The sequence below is a fragment of the Leptospira alstonii serovar Sichuan str. 79601 genome (assembly GCF_000347175.1).
Lineage (GTDB): Bacteria > Spirochaetota > Leptospiria > Leptospirales > Leptospiraceae > Leptospira > Leptospira alstonii.
Map to the genome: position 1 here is coordinate 1 of NZ_ANIK01000119.1, position 19,239 is coordinate 19,239.

The window sequence follows — 19,239 nt, forward strand, 5'->3', positions numbered from 1 at the left end:
TTTGTTTCTGTTTCATTGAAATGGACGATGGAAGCAGTTTTGTTAATAGCGACTATTGAATTTTTCAATAACTCTAATAAAGTCCTTTAAAATTATGGCCTAATTTTTTTTGAAATCTTGACTGAAAAGATTACTCTTGATACTATTAACGGGCTTAGGCCGTATATTTAGGAAACAAAAAGAATTGATTCGGATGTTTATTCGCTTACTGAAATTCAAACCCACGTTTAGCGGTCGTTTTCTTTCACTCGTTCTGCTCTTGTCTTTCGTCTCACCGAAAGTCCTTCATTCCACTCCTGAATCCGAAATCTGCGAGTTCGATCAAATAGAATTTGCGATGGACTCGGACGTATCGAACGAGGTCCCGAAAAAACCTAAAACAAATCTCGATTTTTCACCGAAAGAAAGTTCGTTTTTAAAATTGGGTTTTATCAAAGAATCGGTTTGGATTCGATTCAACATCAAACAATATCCTAGATCCAGATGTTTCGTAAGAATTCCTCAAGTAACGTTGGACGGAGCGGCGCTTTTTACGAATTCATCCGTTCAAATTTCCGGGGATCGTTTTCAATACGCGGAAAGGTCCGTTGACGATTATTATCCCGTTTTTCATTTGGAACCTCTGGAGGTTCAAAATGAAGACGGTAAATATTATCTCTGGATCAAAACGTCTTCGATCATCAACTTCCCAATTCTTTTAGAATCCGGTTTGGAATATCAAAAGGGAAATTATTATAGAAACCTTTTGATCCTTTTTTCCCTTGTACTAAGTTTATTCGTCACTTTGTTGACCGGTTTCGTCTATCGTCAAACTCTCGACCCGATCTATTTGAACATCGTCGGGTTTCTTGTATTTCTAACATTGGAGGGTTGGGCTTGTTTTGCAAACGGTTATAAATATCTATGGCCCAACGCGCCGGAATTTCAAAACATCACTCCTACACTTTTTGCTTTTCTGGCCCTCGCCTGTTCCGCTCACTTCATGGTTCAATTTCTTTCTCCGTCTTCGCTTCATAAAATTTTTCGGTTCCTTTTATCGGGAACCGCGATCTCAATCGTATTTTTAGCGATCGGTTCCTCTTTCATTGCAAATCGTCCGATGGTCGTAAAAACTTTTTCATGGACCTTCGTTTGTGTTTCCACGTTAATCGCAATTGCGACGTTTTCCGTAATTCGTAGTTTTGCCCCCGCGCGAAAAATCGCTCTTTGTATGCTTACGATCGTCGGAAGCGTATTAATTACAATTTTATACTATTTAGATTTTATAAAGTATCATGAATACTTCGTCCACGCCTACGTATTGTCCATTCCTTCGATTTATATCATAGTAATGATAGGCCTCAGGGATCGCGAAAAATTCGTAAAAAGAAAATTTTTGAGCCGCGCTTACGATATCCGACAGATGCAGGAAAAACTAAAGACTCCCGTTCTACTATCCAACGCGGAATTTCAAAACAAAACTCCTTCGCTTCAATTCAGCTTGGACCATCTATTGAAGGTGGAAAGAATCTTTAAGAATTCCGAATTGAGCAAGGAAGATCTCGCTGAAATTCTCAAAATCACACCTCGCGATTTGGACCGATTCGTTCGGGAATTTTCGAAAGCTCAGTCGTTTGAAAGTTACGTCAACGAGTACAGAGTGGAAGAAGCGAAACAGCTTTTGAAAACCAGAACCGATTTGAAACAATCGGAAATCGCACACAGAGCGGGTTTTATTTCCGGTAGAGAAATGGAAAAATCCTTTAAAACTTTAACGGGAATGACGTCTTCCGAATACAAATTGATGCTCTTTCCCGAATCCATCTAAAAATGCGATTTTTATTCGTTTTAATCTGTTTAGTTATCCTAAACCCGTATCGGTTAGAGGCGAAAGAATTGGAAAAATCCGGATTCATTTCCTTTCAAGAAGCGCCCTTCGTTTTACATGAGGAAGATTTCGATTCGTTACATCGAGCCTTAAAAGAATCGGAATCGTATTACAAAAGACTTCCCTCGAACTGGAGCGTGAAAATTCGAAATATTTCATATAATAAAAATGAAATGCTAAATTCCTTAAAATCTTTCGAAACGATTCTTCTGGAAAAAAACCCGGAATCGAGAAAAATCAAATTTCAAAATTCGTTCCTAATCCTCGAAACGGCGGACGCGGTTCGGGGAAAAATAACGGCATATTATGAAGTCTTAATAGAAGGGAGGTTTCGTCCGGAAGGAGAATTCATTCATCCGATTTTGGAGAAACCTTCCGACCTGATCGTAAAAAAAGAAGGAAATCAAAAATCGGTCGGGAAGATCGTAAACGGAGTTTTCGTTCCGTACGAAACAAGATTGGAATTGTCGGATCCTTCGGTCCGGGGAAACAAATCAAAAACGATCGTATTCGTAAAAATCACGGATTTACATCTCGCCCAGTTGGAAGGTTCGGCCCTCGTAAAAACGCCCGATCAAGATCCGTTCCGTATCACTTATTCTTCCGATAACGGAAAAGAATACACGAGTCCCGCGGAATCCTTAAACGGAATCTGCAAGAGTCTAATTCCATCCGATCTAAGAGATTGTATTCTCGAATTTCCGAAAGAAGTCGAGACGGCGATTCTCAAAAACCCGAGATACGTCTTTTTTAAAAGAGAATCGACTTCTCCTCGAGGAAGCGGCGGAATCGAATTGATTCCTAAAAGATCCGTAGCGATGGACCCGAGCATTCCCTTAGGAATTCCCGCCTTGATCTCTTTCGAATCCCCGGTTTTATCCGAAAAAAACCGAATCGTATTCGTTCACGATCGAGGTTCTCAGATCATGGGACACGGTCGTTTGGATTATTATTTAGGAACGGGTAAAACGGCGGAAGAAAAAGCGGGAAGAATTCAAACCAAAGGGAAAATTCTTTTGATCTTGCCGAAAAAATAAACGGTCCCGAATCTATATTCAGGATCAATTGTATTCCAATTATTTAAAATAATTAGATAACGACGCCTAACGCGGGGCTTATGCTCAAATACGGCACTCTATTTTATAAGGATCAGTGGGACAAATGTGGTAAACAACTTCCTCATCCACGATTCATACAAGATTCTCTCCGATCTGAAAAATTCCAAAACGGAGAGAATCGTTTCGATCAAAAGGGATGTTTTTTATCGCAATCCGCTTCGCAAGTCGCCTTGGATCCCACACAAAGCAGAGGATTAAACAAAGTACTCAAAAGAGAATTCGAGGAGCGCGAACTTGTCGCAGAACCGCTCGAATTTTTTGAACCGCCTTCCAACAACGAAGAAATCAATAAAGAAGCCGCCAAACAATCCGAATCAGCCGACTTACAATAATTATCCTCGTAACATTTCTGACGTGGGGAAACCTCGGAACATCGGGAGGCAAATAACGTTAAAGCTACGACTAACGTAACGACATGAATTTTTTTCATAAAACCCTGCTGTTTGTCCTTTTAATAATGTAAAATTAAGTTTTGAGAACTCCGTAAAATAAACGTATAAACTTGAGATTTTCCTGCAATCAAATTATCACTTCACCGATTCCAAATTTTTCGATTTTATCTTTTGAAAGAGTATTATAAAAAAATAATTTTTCAATTTGTTTTACTACGTTATTTGTCCTAAATCCAAAATCGCCCGGATATAAATCGTTTTTAGCGCTATTCATAAATCGGCAGCCGTAAAAGAACCGTTTTAAGGAAAGGGCGGATCAAGATCTGCGCTTAAAAAAGAGCTCTAAATCCGGTTTAAAGACCGAAAATTTTCCCCAAAAATCCATTTGTCCCAATACGGAACTAGTAAAAATTGGTACCTGGAAAGCTTTATGTCCCAAGATAAAAAAACACCGCTCTACGAAACCCACCGATCCCTCGGCGCTAAAATGATTCCGTTCGGAGGTTGGGACATGCCCGTTCAATATTCGGGGATTATCGCCGAGCACAACGCGACCCGAGAAGCGGCGGGTCTTTTCGACGTCTCTCATATGGGAGAAATTTTCGTGACCGGCAATCCGAAAGCGGTTCTCGATTTTTTAGAATCCCTAACTTGCAACTCGGTTGCTTCTCTTTCCGATTTTCAAGTTCAGTACAACGCGGTCTTAAATGAAAACGGCGGGCTTGTGGACGACGTAACGATCTATAAATTCTCCCCCGAAAAATATATGATCTGCTCCAACGCTTCCAACTACGAAGCGGTGACGGCCCACTTACTCAAACATCTTCCGAAATCCGACGTTCGCGTCGAAGATCAAAGTCTAAACTGGCATCAGATCGCTCTGCAAGGTCCGAAAGCAAACGAGATCTTTTCCAAATTCTTAGGTAGAGAATTGGATTCGATTCAATATTATCATTTCGTAATTTTGGACTATCAAGGAGAAGAGATCATCGTTTCCAGAACCGGGTATACGGGCGAAGACGGTTTCGAAATTTATTCTTCCATTCCTCTCGGATTAAAACTTTGGAATGAACTTTTGGAATCCGGAAAATCGTACGGGCTTCTTCCTTGCGGACTCGGCGCGAGAGACACTCTGAGAATCGAAGCCAAATATCCTCTTTACGGACACGAGCTCAACGATCGATGGACTCCGGTCGAATCGGGAATCGGTTGGATCGTAAAGGAAAAAGAAAACTCTTACTTTTCATCCGAGAAAATTCTTTCCCAAAAGAAAAACGGGGTTTCTTCTAAAATCGTCGCCTTCGCATTAACGGAAGCGGGTGTTCCGAGAGAAAACTTTCGAGTTCTGGATTCTCAAGGAAATGAAATCGGTAAAACGACTTCGGGAACGTTCTCCCCTTCTTTAAAAAAAGGAATCGGTTTGGCTCTGATCAAAACCGAAAAAATCAAAGACGGTGAACCGATTCAGATTGAAATTCGAGAACAACCCAAACAAGCTATCATAACGACAAAGCCTTTTATCCCGGGCAGTATCAGAAAAAATTAAATTAGGAAAAACTAATCATGGCAGAAACGCAGGCACCCGCAGGTTATCTCTTTTCGGAAAAACACGAATGGGTTAAGGTGGAAGGAGACACGGCTCTTATCGGAATTTCGGACTTCGCTCAGTCCGCTCTCGGCGATATCGTATTTGTGGATCTTCCGAAAGCCGGAAAGAACATTAAACAATTTGAAACTTTCGGGACAATCGAATCGGTTAAGGCCGCGGAAGATTTATACGCTCCGATCGGCGGAGAAGTGATCGAATCCAATCCCGCTCTTTCCAAAAATCCGGGCGACGTCAACGCTAAACCGTTCGATTCCTGGATGATCAAAGTGAAGGGCTTTTCCCCTTCCGAACTGGAAAAACTCCTAAGTCCGGAAAAATACAAAAAACTCGTCGCCGGACTCGAATAACATCAAAGTCTAATATAGAGAATTTAGAAGCAGGTGAACATGAACTCCACTCTCCAGAATCAGACCAAAACAAATCTTGCAAAGGTAGGCGTCGATCCTTTGGATACTTTTCCAAGAAGACATATCGGACCGGACCGACAACAAACCGCCGAGATGCTCAAAGTGTTGGGGCTTTCTTCTCTGGAAGAATTGATTGCAAAAGCGGTTCCGGAAGGAATCCGTCTGAAAAAGGCTCTGGATTTACCGAAGGCTTCCACCGAACATAAGATCCTTCAGGATCTCAAGCTCATCGCTTCTCAGAATCAGGTTTTTCGTTCTTACATCGGAGCGGGTTATAACTCCTGCATCATCCCCGGAGTGATTCAAAGAAATATATTGGAAAATCCCGGTTGGTATACGGCTTATACTCCGTATCAAGCCGAGATTTCTCAAGGACGTCTCGAGGCGCTTTTAAACTTTCAGACGATGATCGTCGATCTGACCGGACTCGAAATTTCGAATGCTTCTCTTCTCGACGAAGGAACCGCCGCTGCGGAAGCGATGTTTCTCACCTATTCCGTTCGTAAGAACGAGACCGCTAAAAAATTCTTCGTGTCGGAACTCTGTCATCCTCAAACGATCGACGTCGTCGTTACAAGAGCCAATCCTCTCGGAATCGAGGTTGAAATCGGAAGTCACGAAACCGTAGAACTCAACGAAGACTTCTTCGGAGTATTGCTTCAATATCCCGCCACCGACGGAAAAATCATAGACTATACTTCCTTTATTCAAAGAGCGCATAACGTAGGATCGGTCGCAACCGTTGCAGCCGATCTTTTAGCGCTGACTCTTCTCAAATCTCCGGGTGAAATGGGAGCGGATATCGCGGTCGGTTCTTCTCAGAGATTCGGACTTCCTCTCGGATTCGGCGGACCTCACGCGGGTTACTTTGCCACCAAGGACGAATTTAAGCGGAGTATGCCGGGAAGACTCATCGGAGTTTCCAAAGATTCTCAGGGAAATCCTGGACTCAGACTTTCTCTTCAAACCAGAGAACAGCATATCCGCAGAGATAAGGCTACGAGCAATATCTGCACGGCCCAGGTTTTACTTGCGGTGATTTCTTCGATGTATGCGGTTTATCACGGACCGGAAGGACTTAAAGACATCGCGACTCGAATTCACAAGTTCACCGGAGTTCTTGCAAACGCTTTGAAGTCGGTCGGTTTTGCGATTACGAACGATTCTTTCTTTGATACGATTACGATTCAGGCGGGCGGAAAAGCAAAAGATATTCTTAATAAAGCAAATTCTAAAAAAATCAATTTGAGAGAATTTCAGGATGGAAGAATTGGAATCGCGTTAGACGAAACTGTAAACGCTTCAGACCTCAAGGATCTGTTCGACATTTTCGATGTGAAGAATGCGGACATAGAAAAGCTTTTTTTAAACTCGGCAAACGTTCCCGATTCTTTCAAAAGAAATACTTCTTATCTCGCGCATCCGGTATTTCAGTCTCATCATACGGAAACGAAAATGCTTCGTTATATTCGTAAACTCGAATCCAGAGATCTTTCCTTGACTACCTCGATGATTCCTCTCGGTTCTTGTACGATGAAACTCAACGCGACTACGGAAATGTATCCGGTTACCTGGCCCGAGTTCGGAGCGATCCATCCGTTTGCACCTGCGGATCAAACCGAAGGATATAAAGTCATTTTTGAACAGCTGGAAAAATGGCTCTGTGAAATCACCGGGTTTGCGGGAGTTTCCTTACAGCCGAACGCGGGTTCTCAAGGAGAATACGCGGGTCTTTTAGCGATTCGCAGATATCACGAAAGCAGAAAAGAATCTCATAGAAACGTATGTTTGATTCCGATCTCCGCTCACGGAACCAATCCTGCAAGCGCTGCGATGGCGGGTTTTAAGGTTGTGGTCGTTGCCTGCGATCCGAATGGAAACGTAGATCTGGACGATTTAAAAATCAAAGCCGAAGAACACAAAGACGATCTCGCAGCGTTGATGATCACCTACCCTTCCACTCACGGGGTCTTTGAAGAATCCGCAAAAGAAATCTGTCAGATCGTTCATTCTCGCGGCGGTCAGGTTTATATGGACGGAGCGAACATGAACGCTCAAGTCGGATTAACAAGTCCGGGTGAAATCGGCGCCGACGTTTGTCATCTCAATCTACATAAGACTTTTTGCATACCTCACGGCGGAGGCGGACCGGGTGTGGGTCCGATCGGAGTCGCAAAACATCTCGTTCCATTCTTACCGGGACACGTATTGGTGGACAATACTACCGGCAACGAACACGGAGCGGTTTCGGCGGCTCCTTGGGGAAGCGCGAGTATTGTTTTGATTTCTTGGATATACATCGCTCTCATGGGCGAGGATGGACTTACGAACGCGACACGCACTTCGATCTTAAACGCGAACTACATCGCCAAACGTTTGGAAAAAGTTTATCCGGTTCTTTACAAAGGCAAGAACGGTTTTGTAGCCCACGAATGTATCCTTGACGTAAGACCTTTTAAAAAATCCGCGGGAATCGAAGTGGAAGACGTCGCAAAACGTTTGATCGATTACGGATTCCACGCTCCTACGATGTCTTTTCCTGTTCCGGGAACTCTTATGATCGAACCGACCGAATCCGAATCCTTGGAAGAATTGGATCGATTCTGCGAGGCGATGCTTCTCATTCATCAGGAAATCGTCGACGTTCAAAACGGAACGTTAGACAAAACCGACAATCCTCTGAAAAACTCTCCGCACACCGCGGCGATGACGACTTCGGATCGTTGGGATCATTTATATCCGAGGGAACGCGCCGCCTTTCCCGCTCCTTGGTTGAAAGATCATAAATTCTGGCCTTATGTGGGAAGAGTGGATAACGTATACGGAGACCGGAACTTGGTTTGTTCCTGTTTGCCGATAGAAAGTTATCGGTGATTTGTTAAACGAAGTCCGATAACGAAAAAACGAATCATGAAACGATTTGCTACACTGAAAACCTGCTACGCGATGAAGTTCGAATCATCAGAGACAAACCTTACCGTTCATACTCGAATTGTTTTTTTTGTAATCGTCCTTTCTTGTTTGTGTTGGGTTTACTTTTTGGCAATTTCGAGTATTTTTCATTTTCAACGAAAGATTTTCCCTTTAGCTTGTTGTATCTCACATGAAGTCACTTAGAATCAACCCACGACTGATCCTTCTCATTTTTCTTTTCAGCTGTAAAAATTCAGACAAAGAAAACTCCCTGCTTTTAGCGGGAGCCTCCTTAATCATTGCGCAAGAACTTGAGGCTCAGAGTTTAATGTCCGGCCCTGTATCAATCGATCAAGAAGCGGAACTTACCAACTACAAATTTAAACTCTATAATTCGACTCAAAAATTGACTTTGGAAGCTTACTTTTCCAAACCAGCAGGAATGGGCCGGTTTCCGTTGATCGTTATGATGCACGGTTGCGCCGGCGCGCATTCAAACAGCGACGCGAGTAAGGGAGTTTCTTCTCTTTATACGGAATGGGCCGATCGGGGAAAAAATCTGGGATATGCAACTCTTCTAATAGATAGTTTTACGCCAAGGAACGCACCTCAAAATCAGTGTAGCAACGGAGCCAACGTTGGAACTTCGGAAGTAACCGACAGACCAACCGACGCCTACGCAGCAATTACTTACGTCAAAAGGTCCAAAGTGATTAATAACGATCGAATCGTTTTGCTCGGATGGTCCCACGGAGGAAGCAGCGTGTTCTCCACGGTGGATACGAATTCTACTTTGCAATATCGTTCCGAAAATCGCAGACCGTTCAAGGCGGTGATTTCCTTCTATCCGGGATGTGGACTCAACAACGCTTTTGGCGGAATTTCCGGAAGTCAGTATCTTCCTTATACGCATATCAAGATTCTCGCGGCGGGCGCGGACCCGCTTTATACCGGCGGATATTGTAATACGAGAATTTCAAGAGCGCAAACGTTAGGCGCAAACGCGGCGACCAACAACTCGATCGCGATGACCGTTTATCCGAACACACATCATAGTTTTGACGAGGCCAAGGCGGTATCGTCCAAATTCGACGCAAACGATGTTGCGGCAAAACCGAACGCGGATCAAGAAGCGGTTAACTTCTTTCAATTGTACAATCCTTAAGGGAAAAATAGGAGTTTGGACCTTGAAGTAAAATTTACCGTAAACCTTCACAATCAAATACTGAAACGCTCTCATTCGGTATAATCGGTAGATCCGCAAGTCTTCCGTAAAATACGAAAACTCATTCTAAAAGAATTGAATTGTTATATACAATTTCGATTCTATTCCATATGGAGAAAAAAGATTACGGCGACGAAGTCCGTTTGCATCGATCGAAGATCATTCGGTTTTTACTCTTTATCGCCGGTTCCGTTTCGTTAATCTTGGGGATTATCGGAATTTTTACGCCGATTCTTCCCACCACACCTTTTCTACTTTTATCCGCCGCTTGTTATGCGCGAGCTTCGCATCGATTTTACAATTGGCTCATGAACAATCGATACTTCGGTTCTTATATCCGCGATTGGAGAATTCATAAAATGATTCCTCTGAGAGCGAAGATCCTAGCGATTTCCATGATTTTTGTGACGATCGGAACCAGCGTATTCTTTTTTATTCCGATTTTAGCGGTAAAGATTCTCGTTTGTCTGATCGGAATTCTCGTCGTGATCTATTTGATCCGGATTCCTACGAAACCGAAAGTCTGAATCTTAGAGGAAGGCCGTCTGTATAAAAAAGCGGGAATCAAACGCTTCGTATTAATTTTAAGGAACCTTACTTCCAAATTACTTGGCGGGTCCAAAGGTAAATGCAAATTTTATAATATGCAAGAACTGCGTAGTTTCGGTATATTAGAAAATTCCCTTTGTTAAAATTTTTTTAAGACGACTTATCAAATTGGCAAACATAGGGAATCGAAAAGGCACATTCTCGGGAAAGGATGAAAAACTCCGTAAGAAGTGAGTCCTAGAAAATTCTCCGGCGCTAAACAAACGCCCCGATTCATCCGTAAACCAAGTATACCATGACCACCAACTTTGCCACGGAAACAAACAAGCTTCGATTACGGAATAAGGTAGTCCGCGTTTCTCGCCTTCCATCACTACATCGCGAGCCCATTCCATAAAACGAAGTTTATCCAGAATCATTCGTTTAGGATCCTTACGGCGAACTACAAAACGACTCCGTAGGATCGTTTCATCCGAAGTATAAACGTAACCGTGGGCGCCGATCATAGTGCCTATATCCAGTTCACAATAACTTTGTAATGTTCTAATCCAGTCGGCGCCGGACACATCGCGGTTAGGAGACGTAAATACTGTATGCATAAAAGAATCTCCGGCAAACAATATGCGATGTTCAGGATCATAGAAGGAAGCGTGACCGTCGCAATGTCCCGGCGATTGGATTACCTGCAGCGAAATTGCCGGGGTATCGACCGTAGTTTCCAGAGATTTCATATTCTCCGTATCATTTGAAGTAGGCTGTCCGATAAATACTCTGCGCAGTATCGAAAGACTTTCCGGGTTCCGTACGGCTTGCAACGTGGTCGAAGTCGCATAAACCGGGATATTCAACTCGGAAAGAACCGTAGGGACGTTCCCGATATGTTCTTCGTGAGCGTGGGTAAGGACAAGCGTACGAATGTCTTTCGATCGGCTTACGACGTACTTTTTTATTTTTTTCCGACTAAAGGTAGGTCCCGGATCGAACAAAATATCCCGGTAATGAATAGCCGTAAAACGCTCCCCGAAAATTACGGATAGAAACAAAGAAGAAATATTGTTCATGTAGATTAATCGTAACGTATCCGACAGTAAAACGATTTCTTTATTCCAAGTCCATAATGCGGCCAATAGATTAGAGAAAGAAATTCCTATCTGCCGAACCAATATCCAGGGAAGAAAAATAAAAAATAAAGTCCAGTAACGTATCCAAAAACAAAAGATTGTTTTTCGGTCGTTTTTCGGGAATAACGACTGAATAGACGGAAGCGATTTCATTGGTTCAAAATAAAAATCGAATCGATTTAATTTCTTTTTTTTCGAAATAGGGATCGAGTTGTTTTGCCAGTTTCGGCCAATTGTGGTGTGGAACCGTAGGATAGAGATGATGTTCCAAGTGATAGAGATGTTCCATAGCGATAAAGGAAGCCACTCTTCCGCGAAATAACCGAGTTTGTTTCAAAAGATCTTCCTGAAAAGGATCGTGCGGAATGTACGAAGTAAAAAAGGGTATTACCCAACTACCCGCGATCATTAAACTCACATAAATTGAAAATATCGGAAATACATTATAAAGAATTAAAGCGCTTAGAATAATCAAAAAACATAATAAACCCTCTATCAGAACGATTATCCTTCTACTTCCGTCCGCTTTGAGGGCCCACAACCAGATCCTTCCCTGAAACGTAACCCCGCAAAACAAAACGCTTAAAAACGGCAACTTAGATGCGTTCCCCTCGACATCCTCATCAGCGGGAAAAGTTCGATGATGTTGTAAATGCGCCATTTGATAGGCATGACCGCTACGTAACGCTAAGAGTTCTATTAAGGTCAAAAAAAAATGATTCCAAAATTTCGGAAGTTTTAGAGTACGATGAACCAAATCGTGAGAGATGGAGGCGTACGTAATGAAACTTAAATATATAAGAATGCAAACGGAGAAAAACCAAAGATCCCTAATTGCACAATAGAAATAAACACCACAACAGACAAAAGGAATCAAGAGGGAACAAACGATTCTATAAAACTTTACATGCAATAAGTTCGGACTTAATTCGTTCAGTTTCGGTAAATCGGTAGGACGGCGTATCATTTTCATACTGACTCAATTCCATGAGGTTACTTCAATCAAAAAATTCGTATTTAACGCGAATTCGATATAAGAAAGTTTGGGCGAATCCGGCCCCTTTTTTTCTTACGGAAAAAAACGGAGCCGGACCGCGCTTTCGGCTCCAATCAACAAATTGAAGGATTACTCCAAAAGCGAAGTTCTTTCGTCATTCCAATTTGTTGATTCCGCTTCAATCGCTTTCGCATCGTTTATACCGAACTTACGTTACTTCAAACCGACGAATTGACGAAACGGTAAAATCGAAATCACGGAACGCGCCCTAACGTTTAGACAAAATACTCAATCAGAGGCGTATGTATGTCTAATTTGAAATAATTGATTTCCAAAATCTCGCAATGATTTTGTAATTTTGAATCGAATTATTTTTATAATAGAGTTGTTGAAAAATTAATTCTCCATTTGTTTCTGTTTCATTGAAATGAACGATTAAAGTAATTTTGTTAAACTTCACTATTGAATTTTTAAACAACTCTAATGTTTCATCACTCTATTGTTGTGTTATGTTTTTTATAAATCTTTTAAAAAAAATAGCCTGATCGTAGGAATCAAATCTTTCCATAAATATATCATTATTTTCAAAATCTTTTGCCCAAAGTTCGTTCCCGAAAAACGTCGGATTTTCTTTTATAAAATAGTCTTTAAAATTAGTTAATTCAAATTCTTTGATTCGTTTCCATCGAATCGGTGAATTGTAAATGATACAGGATTTACGATTTACCTTGATAACCGTCTTATTGAACCATATCAAAACAATACCGGCAATTCCGGATAAAAAGAATAGAATGTTGATTATTTCTAGGATCGTAGGATTTCTATTTTGATATAAAAATAAATTCTCATATCCCGTATAAAAAAATATATAACCTATGGAGACATATATGGGGATCGATAATATTATTAAAATCAGATACGACATCCAACGGACGATGAACGTATGAAAAGATCCGTCATTCCTATATTCCGTTTTGCTCGGAAGAGTTTCGATTTGTTCTCTTTCGTCTGTTGTATTGTTCCGAGGTGATTTAATTATTTCTTTAAAACTTTTTATAAAAAAATTTTGAGTCGATTCGGGAGAACCTTTATCGGTTATTCCCAAATATAAGAAACGGATAGAAACCGAAACAAGTAATAGTATGAATAATAAATCGATAATCTCCGTATACAAATACCAATCGATCCCGCCTTTGAAACCTTGGTATAAACACGATATTTCGGGGATTTTTGGATTATAAAAAACCTTAATCTGAGATCCTACCGGATATTGTTTTACAAAATTTTCTCTTCGATCCGAATCAAGATCCGTATCGTAAAGATATGTGTAAGTTCCGATTTTTGCAAGTCCGTCGGGAGCAGTGTACGAATATCTTAGATGTAAATAAAAATTTGACTCTCTTATTGTAATGTCTCCGGTCCAGCGAATCTCATTTTCTAAAATAATACCTTCCGTATTATGATAATTTGCTGTTTCTTGGATCGAACCGAACAGATTATAAATTCCAATTGAATAATAGATCGAAAAGAAAAACAAAATAATCGCTATAGAAAAATCCTTTGCTTTTCTTTTTTCTATAAAAAACGAGAGGAGATTGGAAAGAATAGAAATAAAGCCGATGCAAACGATGAGATACGCAAACCAAAACGGAATGTTACGAAATCCGAATCTTTCTTGCGGAGGAAAAGAAAAGATATACCATATATAAGAAAAAAATAATACTAAAATAAGTACGCTTACGATTGTGATCTTTCTATCGGATTTTTGCAAGGACATCTTTGGAAAATGTTTCAAGCGTCATTCTCTATAAGTATTGTTTAAAATACGATCCCTAAAATAACTTGTGTTATACGCCAACGCTTTCGCTTCGCGGCTTTTGGCTACTTCGCTCCCTACCCAATGATCCATAGAGAATGAAACACCTATTTCAATTGAACGCTCTTCAAACTCACTGAGTTGCTCCCTATGGGTCGCAACTCAATATGGTGAACGGGAAGGGAACATGTGGAAAACTTTGGAATCGTTTTCTTTAAGAAGTTCCGCGATATCCAAAGCCTCTTGAACCTTTCTTCGTTTATCCGGTTCTTCCTGAAGCCAAGACGTCACGAAAGATTCGAGCCTTTTATAATCCTTGATGAAAGAAAGGGAACGAATGTATTCGATTTTGTCTTCTTCTTCGGCGATTTTCAATTGAACCACGGCTTGATAGGTAGTCGCAGCCGCGCGGTAATTTCCGGTATTATAATATGCGTGAGCTAAGAATCGTTTCTCCTGAAAGGGAAGTTCCCCGTATTGAGCGTAAATTTTGATCGCCTTTCTGTAATTTTGATGAATGTCCATTACAAGTCTTGCATGTATCAACATATATTCCCGGGAAACGAATCCTTCCTTAACGAAATCCGCACACTGTGCATAAGCGTCCGCTTTGTTGCCCAAAAGGAAATTGGATTTTAGAAGAAGAAGTTTCGCGGCCCTAAAATTCGGTTTGAGTTCGATCGCTCTTTCCGCTTCCGCTTTCGCTCTAAGATAATTCCCGGTTTCAAAGTAAGCCAGCGCCAAGTTGATTCTATAGAACGGGTTGTAATTGGAAAGTTCCACCGCTTTCTGAAAGTATTCCAGAGACCTCGCCCATTTGTTTCTCTGAACAAAAATCATTCCCAACAAATAGTAGGAAGGGTCGTGGCCCGGATGAATCTGAATCGCCTTCAAAAGGGAATTCTTCGCTTGAGGATATCTACCTTGCGCGTAAAGATAAGAACCTTTCAGATAATTATATTCTACCGAATTCTCATCCAATCTTTTGATTTTATCGATGTTAACGGAAGCCTTACCGAGGTTATTGGCGCGGATGAGATTTACGGTTTCGGTATTCAACGCGGCGATTTGAACCCTGCGTCGAGCGGCATCGGTCGGGCTTAAAGGAACGTTATCTTGATTGGAAGTTGAAGCGGAATTGTCGTTATAATTTTCTTCTTCGTCGTTTGCAAAAAGTACACACGAAAAAAAGAACAACAATAGGAGTAAATGAAAGATACGTTTCATACGTTCCTTTTTATTCGAACCGAATCCGTTCCAAACTCAGAAAAAAAAGAAAGCGTTATATGATTCAGTTTTTTTCAAAGTATTCTTCGTCATGGGTTTTTTTATTAAAAAGTCGAAGTTCTTTTTCGTTCACGTTTAGGATTTTATATTCCAAATCAAAGGCGAGATCGGCCAGATTAAAATGGATATCGTCTCCTTGCATTTTATACGTAAGATGAAAAGTGTCGTACTTCGCGAGACCCTGCGGAAAAATTTGGAGATGGTTCCTTTTCTCCTTACTTATATCGGCGCATTCCCCTTTTTCGGAACATTCTTTAACCTTTACCCAATCTCCCAAAATCAACTCTTCCTTTTTTTTACAAGCGGCGAATAGGAACAGAATCAAAGAAGAAATGAGAACGATTTTTTTCATAGATTCAAACATAGAGATGTGTCTCCCATTGTCCAATGAAAATCGTATCTTCACACGGACAAATCAAGACGGCGACTGAATGGAAATAATTTTCAAAGATCGAACGGGAACTTACCGAGTTTCCAAATATTCTTTCAAGTTTAGAACCTCGAACGTATTGAGAAGATCGGGATGAATCGCGCTGATCGTACAGGAAATTCCTTCCGAACGGGCATTCTTTAAGAACCAGACTAAAGAGCTGATTGAAACGGAATTCATCATAGAAATATCACGCAGATTGAGAACGATATTCTTCGGTTTTTTAGCGACCGCATCCATGAGCATCGTCCTGAACGCATAGTAATCGTTAAAGAGGGTCGCAAGATCCGGAGTGATTTCGATTGTTTCTGGAACTTCTGACATAGGAATTTGAACTTCGAAGTTTTCCGCACACTCTGTAAGTTCGGAAAAAACTTTCTCTTTAAAAAAATCTCTCCTGGAAATCGCAAATTCAACCGATTTTTTGGAGGGGAGAGAAATAATGTTTGAGAAAACCCATTTTATGAAAACCCAGGATTTGCTGGAAAGAGGAATGAATAACTCTATTTTCAAAAGAAAAGTGATTTCGGACAATATCGCGAACGCAGACGTTCCTCATTTCAAAAGGTCCGAGGTTGTCTTCGAATCGATGATAAAAAGGGCGATCGAATCCGAAAAAATCGAAGCGATCAAAGAAGCGCCGACCCAAATCTCGGACGAACGCCATATTCAATTCTTCAAACCCTTGGACTATCGCGAAGTTCAACCGAAAGCGAACATCGACTACCTAACGACTATGAGAGCCGACGGAAACAATATAGACGTGGAAAAGGAAGTTGTGGAAGCCTCCAATTCTCAAATGCAATACATGATGATGTCCGAAAGAATCAATCAGAACTATAGGGATTTGAAACAAGTCATGAGAATGGCTTAAAAATTCGGATTTAATCTTCTTGAATTTATTTTAATGAGACATACTTTTACGCTTTAGGAAGTAGAAATGGGACTTTTTTCATCGATCAATATTTCCGCAACCGGTTTATCCGCTCAGAGATTGAGAATGGATGTTATCTCCAATAACATAGCAAACTCGACTACGACTCGGAATACGAACGGGGACGGTCCTTTTAGAAGAGACAGAGTCGTGATGACTCCGATCAATTTGAGAACCAAATGGAGAAGTCCCGTATATCCGTTCGGGGTCGCTCCGGGAGAAGGAAAGGGTGGGAAGGTGATGAAGATCGAAAAGGACATGACCCCTCTTCGATTGGTTTACGATCCGACCCATCCCGATTCGATTCAGATCGGTCCCAAGAAAGGATACGTCGAGATGCCTAACGTCAATATCGTAACGGAAATGACGGATATGATTTCGGCGTCCAGATCCTATGAAGCAAACGTACAAATGATAAACGGATCCAAAGCGATGTTTAACAAAGCTCTGGAAATCGGTAGGGCATAATTATGGAAATCAATTCTAATTCTTCACTTTGGTATACGTATAACTCCGGTTACAACGGCGGCAAGGCGCACCCTCTCAATCCGAAAGGCGATAAGGTAAACGTATCCATTACGGAAGAAAGACATTACAAAGACGTAAAACAACCCGTTTCTCCCGATTACGTCGCGGAAAGTTTTTCGGAGGCGATGAAGAATGCTCTGACCTCCGTGAACGATCTTCAAGTCGACGCGGATGAAATGACTCAGAAAATGGTTTTTGATCCGAACTCGGTGGACGCTCACGAAGTGATGATCGCTTCCGAAAAAGCGAGAGTCGCTCTGACATTCACAAAAACGATCGCCGACGGAGTCGTCCGGGCTTACAGAGAACTCACTTCGCTTAGATAAAACCCAATCTTAATTTAGAATCGATCTTCGAAAATTTTCGGGGATCGATTGATTCTCGATTCTTTTTAAAGAAAGTCATTTATACAGAATTACTGACATTGCCATCATTTCAAGAATACATTGTCCAATGTGTTCATCAAAGAATCGGCGTTAGACGCTCCATTGTTTACGATAAGAACGGTCCCGATTTTTTCTTTCGGATAGATCCGCATTTCGCTGTGAAAACCGGCCCCGCCTCCTTCCTTAAAGTAGTATTCTTTTTTATTCTGGGATCCGATATGCAAGCCTAAGGTCATTTCCACCGGTTTATTTACGAGATTTCGTTGTTGTTCAAAAAGCAGTTTTTTTCCGTTCGCTCCGAGAAGTTTTGAATGATCCTTTAACAGATCCTGAAGGATGAGTCCGAAAGCGTATGCGGAACAAATCATTCCGCCGAAAGAAGGCCCATTCATATAATGATCGTTAATCAGCAACCAACCCTTTTCATACGGGCCTATGAATTTTTTATCGACTAAAAATGATTTCAGAATATCGAAGATCGACCATTTCGGCAAATATCCTTTCGCATGTTTGGACGAATCCGGGATAATAAAATTCGCTTCTTGTTCCTTGAGATTCAATCTTTGAAAAACGTTTTTACGCACATAATCTTCAAAGGAAAGTCCCGATACTTTCGCGACGATTCGTCCGAGCAACCAATAGGAAATATTAGAATAACGATATTTTTGTCCGGGTTTAAATTCCAATTCCGGATACTCGGATAAAACGGATTGTAAGCTCGATTGTTCGTCGAATTTCGTGTGCTCTTCCCTAAGGTGAACCCATCGCAACGGGATCGGATTCGGAATGCCGGAAGTCTGGGATAAAAGGCGACGTATCGTCACTTCCTTCCCGTAGGGAATTTCAGGGATATATTGAATCGCCGAATCATCGAGGAATAGTTTTCCTTGTTCGACCAATTGAAGAATCGAAATTGCAGTGATCGTCTTTGTCATCGAATAGATCATCATCGTCGTATCATTCGTGATTTGAGTATTTTCCGAAACATTCGAAAGGCCTTCGTTGAACTGAAATATCTCGGAATCGGAAACAACTACGTATTGGATCGCGGGAAATTTATTATTTTTGATTTCCGCTCGTAAATATTCTTTTATTTTTGCCTGTTCGTTCAAGGTCTGATTTTTCATGTTCCACCCGCATTGACAAAAACAGAATAGAATGATTGTGTAAGGAAGAAGAAAAGGACGTTTCATACTGGTTCCATCGATTAGAATAAAAACGGAAAGAGCAACGAAATCACGAAATAAAACCCTAAAAATCGGATTTAGACAAAATGGCGCCCCTTCTCGGCTTGAAAACCGTGGGTTAGATGCGAAGCATTTACCACAAAACAAGAAAACCAACAGAAGGAACGTAATGAAAAGAAAAGTATATGTAGGAATGGATGTCCACAAAGAAACGATCAGTATCGCGTATTTAACGAGCAATTCAAAGGAACTGGTGAAAGAACAACAGATAAAGCATAATGAGGTTCAGATTAAAAAATTTGTAACCAAACTGAAATCGGAATGGAACGAAATACATTGTTGTTACGAAGCAGGAGTAACCGGGTATCCACTTTACAGATATTTAAATTCCTTAGGAGTGAATTGCACATTGATAGCACCGGGCAAGATCCCAAGACAAAGTTCGGACAAAATCAAAACGGATAAAAGAGATG

General features: G+C 41.2%; 19 protein-coding genes. 11 read left to right on the forward strand and 8 right to left on the reverse strand.

From position 1 onward, the window contains the following. Positions 1-193: 193 nt before the first annotated feature. Together LEP1GSC194_RS19640 and LEP1GSC194_RS19645 are read left to right on the forward strand one after the other, a co-directional pair. On the forward strand, positions 194-1,807 hold the full coding sequence (locus LEP1GSC194_RS19640; RefSeq protein ID WP_036043853.1) for a 7TM diverse intracellular signaling domain-containing protein: 1,614 nt from the start codon (positions 194-196) through the stop codon (positions 1,805-1,807). Between the two features lie 2 nt (positions 1,808-1,809). Then, positions 1,810-2,904, forward strand: a complete 1,095-nt coding sequence (locus LEP1GSC194_RS19645) for an MltA domain-containing protein (RefSeq protein ID WP_020775236.1) — start codon at positions 1,810-1,812, stop codon at positions 2,902-2,904. Positions 2,905-3,112: 208 nt separating this feature from the next. Here LEP1GSC194_RS19645 and LEP1GSC194_RS22775 read toward each other — a convergent pair whose 3' ends face one another. Next, positions 3,113-3,415 carry an LA_0364 family Cys-rich lipoprotein gene (locus tag LEP1GSC194_RS22775; RefSeq protein WP_081605150.1) on the reverse strand — a complete coding sequence of 101 codons (303 nt, stop codon included), beginning with the start codon at positions 3,413-3,415 and terminating at the stop codon, positions 3,113-3,115. A 392-nt stretch (positions 3,416-3,807) separates the two neighbouring features. On the opposite strand from LEP1GSC194_RS22775, the gene gcvT reads away from it, so the two are divergent. From gcvT to LEP1GSC194_RS19675, 5 genes are all read left to right on the forward strand, one after another. Continuing rightward, a complete protein-coding gene (gene gcvT / locus LEP1GSC194_RS19655) occupies positions 3,808-4,923 on the forward strand; it encodes a glycine cleavage system aminomethyltransferase GcvT (protein WP_020775238.1) in 1,116 nt (371 codons plus the stop codon). A 17-nt stretch (positions 4,924-4,940) separates the two neighbouring features. Next, the gene (gene gcvH, locus LEP1GSC194_RS19660; RefSeq protein ID WP_020775248.1) at positions 4,941-5,333 is read left to right on the forward strand and encodes a glycine cleavage system protein GcvH; all 393 of its coding nucleotides are present in this window, start codon (positions 4,941-4,943) and stop codon (positions 5,331-5,333) included. A 39-nt stretch (positions 5,334-5,372) separates the two neighbouring features. Beyond that, a complete protein-coding gene (gcvP, locus tag LEP1GSC194_RS19665; RefSeq protein WP_020775241.1) occupies positions 5,373-8,267 on the forward strand; it encodes an aminomethyl-transferring glycine dehydrogenase in 2,895 nt (964 codons plus the stop codon). A 229-nt stretch (positions 8,268-8,496) separates the two neighbouring features. After that, a complete protein-coding gene (locus LEP1GSC194_RS19670; protein ID WP_020775246.1) occupies positions 8,497-9,471 on the forward strand; it encodes a dienelactone hydrolase family protein in 975 nt (324 codons plus the stop codon). Between the two features lie 170 nt (positions 9,472-9,641). Beyond that, a complete protein-coding gene (locus LEP1GSC194_RS19675; protein ID WP_017809909.1) occupies positions 9,642-10,058 on the forward strand; it encodes a YbaN family protein in 417 nt (138 codons plus the stop codon). A gap of 144 nt (positions 10,059-10,202) precedes the next feature. On the opposite strand, the gene LEP1GSC194_RS19680 is transcribed toward LEP1GSC194_RS19675, so the two are convergent. The 6 genes from LEP1GSC194_RS19680 to LEP1GSC194_RS19710 all read right to left on the reverse strand — a co-directional run bounded on the left by LEP1GSC194_RS19680 (position 10,203) and on the right by LEP1GSC194_RS19710 (position 16,055). After that, complete coding sequence (locus LEP1GSC194_RS19680; RefSeq protein WP_020775235.1) at positions 10,203-11,354, reverse strand: MBL fold metallo-hydrolase; 1,152 nt, start codon at positions 11,352-11,354, stop codon at positions 10,203-10,205. Positions 11,355-11,358: 4 nt separating this feature from the next. Beyond that, positions 11,359-12,168 carry a fatty acid desaturase family protein gene (locus tag LEP1GSC194_RS19685; RefSeq protein WP_036043860.1) on the reverse strand — a complete coding sequence of 270 codons (810 nt, stop codon included), beginning with the start codon at positions 12,166-12,168 and terminating at the stop codon, positions 11,359-11,361. A 526-nt stretch (positions 12,169-12,694) separates the two neighbouring features. Beyond that, positions 12,695-13,969 (reverse strand): DUF3592 domain-containing protein, encoded by a 1,275-nt coding sequence (locus tag LEP1GSC194_RS19695; protein ID WP_036043862.1) that lies wholly within the window; start codon positions 13,967-13,969, stop codon positions 12,695-12,697. Between the two features lie 207 nt (positions 13,970-14,176). Beyond that, entirely contained in the window at positions 14,177-15,241 is a 1,065-nt protein-coding gene (locus LEP1GSC194_RS19700; protein ID WP_020775247.1) for a tetratricopeptide repeat protein, read from the reverse strand. Positions 15,242-15,305: 64 nt separating this feature from the next. Further along, on the reverse strand, positions 15,306-15,653 hold the full coding sequence (locus LEP1GSC194_RS19705) for an LIC10301 family lipoprotein (RefSeq protein WP_086005211.1): 348 nt from the start codon (positions 15,651-15,653) through the stop codon (positions 15,306-15,308). 111 nt (positions 15,654-15,764) lie between these two features. Beyond that, positions 15,765-16,055, reverse strand: a complete 291-nt coding sequence (locus LEP1GSC194_RS19710) for an STAS domain-containing protein (RefSeq protein WP_036043856.1) — start codon at positions 16,053-16,055, stop codon at positions 15,765-15,767. Positions 16,056-16,173: 118 nt separating this feature from the next. Here LEP1GSC194_RS19710 and flgB point away from each other — a divergent pair, with 118 nt between their 5' ends. From flgB to fliE, 3 genes are all read left to right on the forward strand, one after another. Further along, entirely contained in the window at positions 16,174-16,605 is a 432-nt protein-coding gene (gene flgB, locus LEP1GSC194_RS19715; RefSeq protein ID WP_036043858.1) for a flagellar basal body rod protein FlgB, read from the forward strand. Between the two features lie 66 nt (positions 16,606-16,671). Then, entirely contained in the window at positions 16,672-17,133 is a 462-nt protein-coding gene (gene flgC, locus LEP1GSC194_RS19720) for a flagellar basal body rod protein FlgC (protein ID WP_017810149.1), read from the forward strand. Positions 17,134-17,135: 2 nt separating this feature from the next. Continuing rightward, positions 17,136-17,519 (forward strand): flagellar hook-basal body complex protein FliE, encoded by a 384-nt coding sequence (fliE, locus tag LEP1GSC194_RS19725; RefSeq protein ID WP_017810148.1) that lies wholly within the window; start codon positions 17,136-17,138, stop codon positions 17,517-17,519. 104 nt (positions 17,520-17,623) lie between these two features. On the opposite strand, the gene LEP1GSC194_RS19730 is transcribed toward fliE, so the two are convergent. After that, positions 17,624-18,772, reverse strand: a complete 1,149-nt coding sequence (locus LEP1GSC194_RS19730) for a serine hydrolase domain-containing protein (protein WP_020775240.1) — start codon at positions 18,770-18,772, stop codon at positions 17,624-17,626. A 163-nt stretch (positions 18,773-18,935) separates the two neighbouring features. Here LEP1GSC194_RS19730 and LEP1GSC194_RS19735 point away from each other — a divergent pair. Beyond that, on the forward strand, positions 18,936-19,239 hold a 304-nt coding region (locus LEP1GSC194_RS19735), incomplete at its 3' end, for an IS110 family transposase (protein ID WP_020775249.1).

Coding starts and splice junctions, on each gene's coding strand:
- LEP1GSC194_RS19640 (WP_036043853.1), top strand. CDS start 194: ATGTTTATTCGCTTACTGAAATTCAAACCCACGTTTAGCGGTCGTTTT.
- gcvH (WP_020775248.1), top strand. CDS start 4,941: ATGGCAGAAACGCAGGCACCCGCAGGTTATCTCTTTTCGGAAAAACAC.
- LEP1GSC194_RS19675 (WP_017809909.1), top strand. CDS start 9,642: ATGGAGAAAAAAGATTACGGCGACGAAGTCCGTTTGCATCGATCGAAG.
- LEP1GSC194_RS19730 (WP_020775240.1), bottom strand. CDS start 18,772: ATGAAACGTCCTTTTCTTCTTCCTTACACAATCATTCTATTCTGTTTT.
- gcvP (WP_020775241.1), top strand. CDS start 5,373: ATGAACTCCACTCTCCAGAATCAGACCAAAACAAATCTTGCAAAGGTA.
- flgC (WP_017810149.1), top strand. CDS start 16,672: ATGGGACTTTTTTCATCGATCAATATTTCCGCAACCGGTTTATCCGCT.
- LEP1GSC194_RS19645 (WP_020775236.1), top strand. CDS start 1,810: ATGCGATTTTTATTCGTTTTAATCTGTTTAGTTATCCTAAACCCGTAT.
- LEP1GSC194_RS19700 (WP_020775247.1), bottom strand. CDS start 15,241: ATGAAACGTATCTTTCATTTACTCCTATTGTTGTTCTTTTTTTCGTGT.
- flgB (WP_036043858.1), top strand. CDS start 16,174: ATGTTTGAGAAAACCCATTTTATGAAAACCCAGGATTTGCTGGAAAGA.
- LEP1GSC194_RS19685 (WP_036043860.1), bottom strand. CDS start 12,168: ATGATACGCCGTCCTACCGATTTACCGAAACTGAACGAATTAAGTCCG.
- LEP1GSC194_RS19705 (WP_086005211.1), bottom strand. CDS start 15,653: ATGAAAAAAATCGTTCTCATTTCTTCTTTGATTCTGTTCCTATTCGCC.
- LEP1GSC194_RS19710 (WP_036043856.1), bottom strand. CDS start 16,055: ATGTCAGAAGTTCCAGAAACAATCGAAATCACTCCGGATCTTGCGACC.
- gcvT (WP_020775238.1), top strand. CDS start 3,808: ATGTCCCAAGATAAAAAAACACCGCTCTACGAAACCCACCGATCCCTC.
- LEP1GSC194_RS19670 (WP_020775246.1), top strand. CDS start 8,497: ATGAAGTCACTTAGAATCAACCCACGACTGATCCTTCTCATTTTTCTT.
- fliE (WP_017810148.1), top strand. CDS start 17,136: ATGGAAATCAATTCTAATTCTTCACTTTGGTATACGTATAACTCCGGT.
- LEP1GSC194_RS19680 (WP_020775235.1), bottom strand. CDS start 11,354: ATGAAATCGCTTCCGTCTATTCAGTCGTTATTCCCGAAAAACGACCGA.
- LEP1GSC194_RS22775 (WP_081605150.1), bottom strand. CDS start 3,415: ATGAAAAAAATTCATGTCGTTACGTTAGTCGTAGCTTTAACGTTATTT.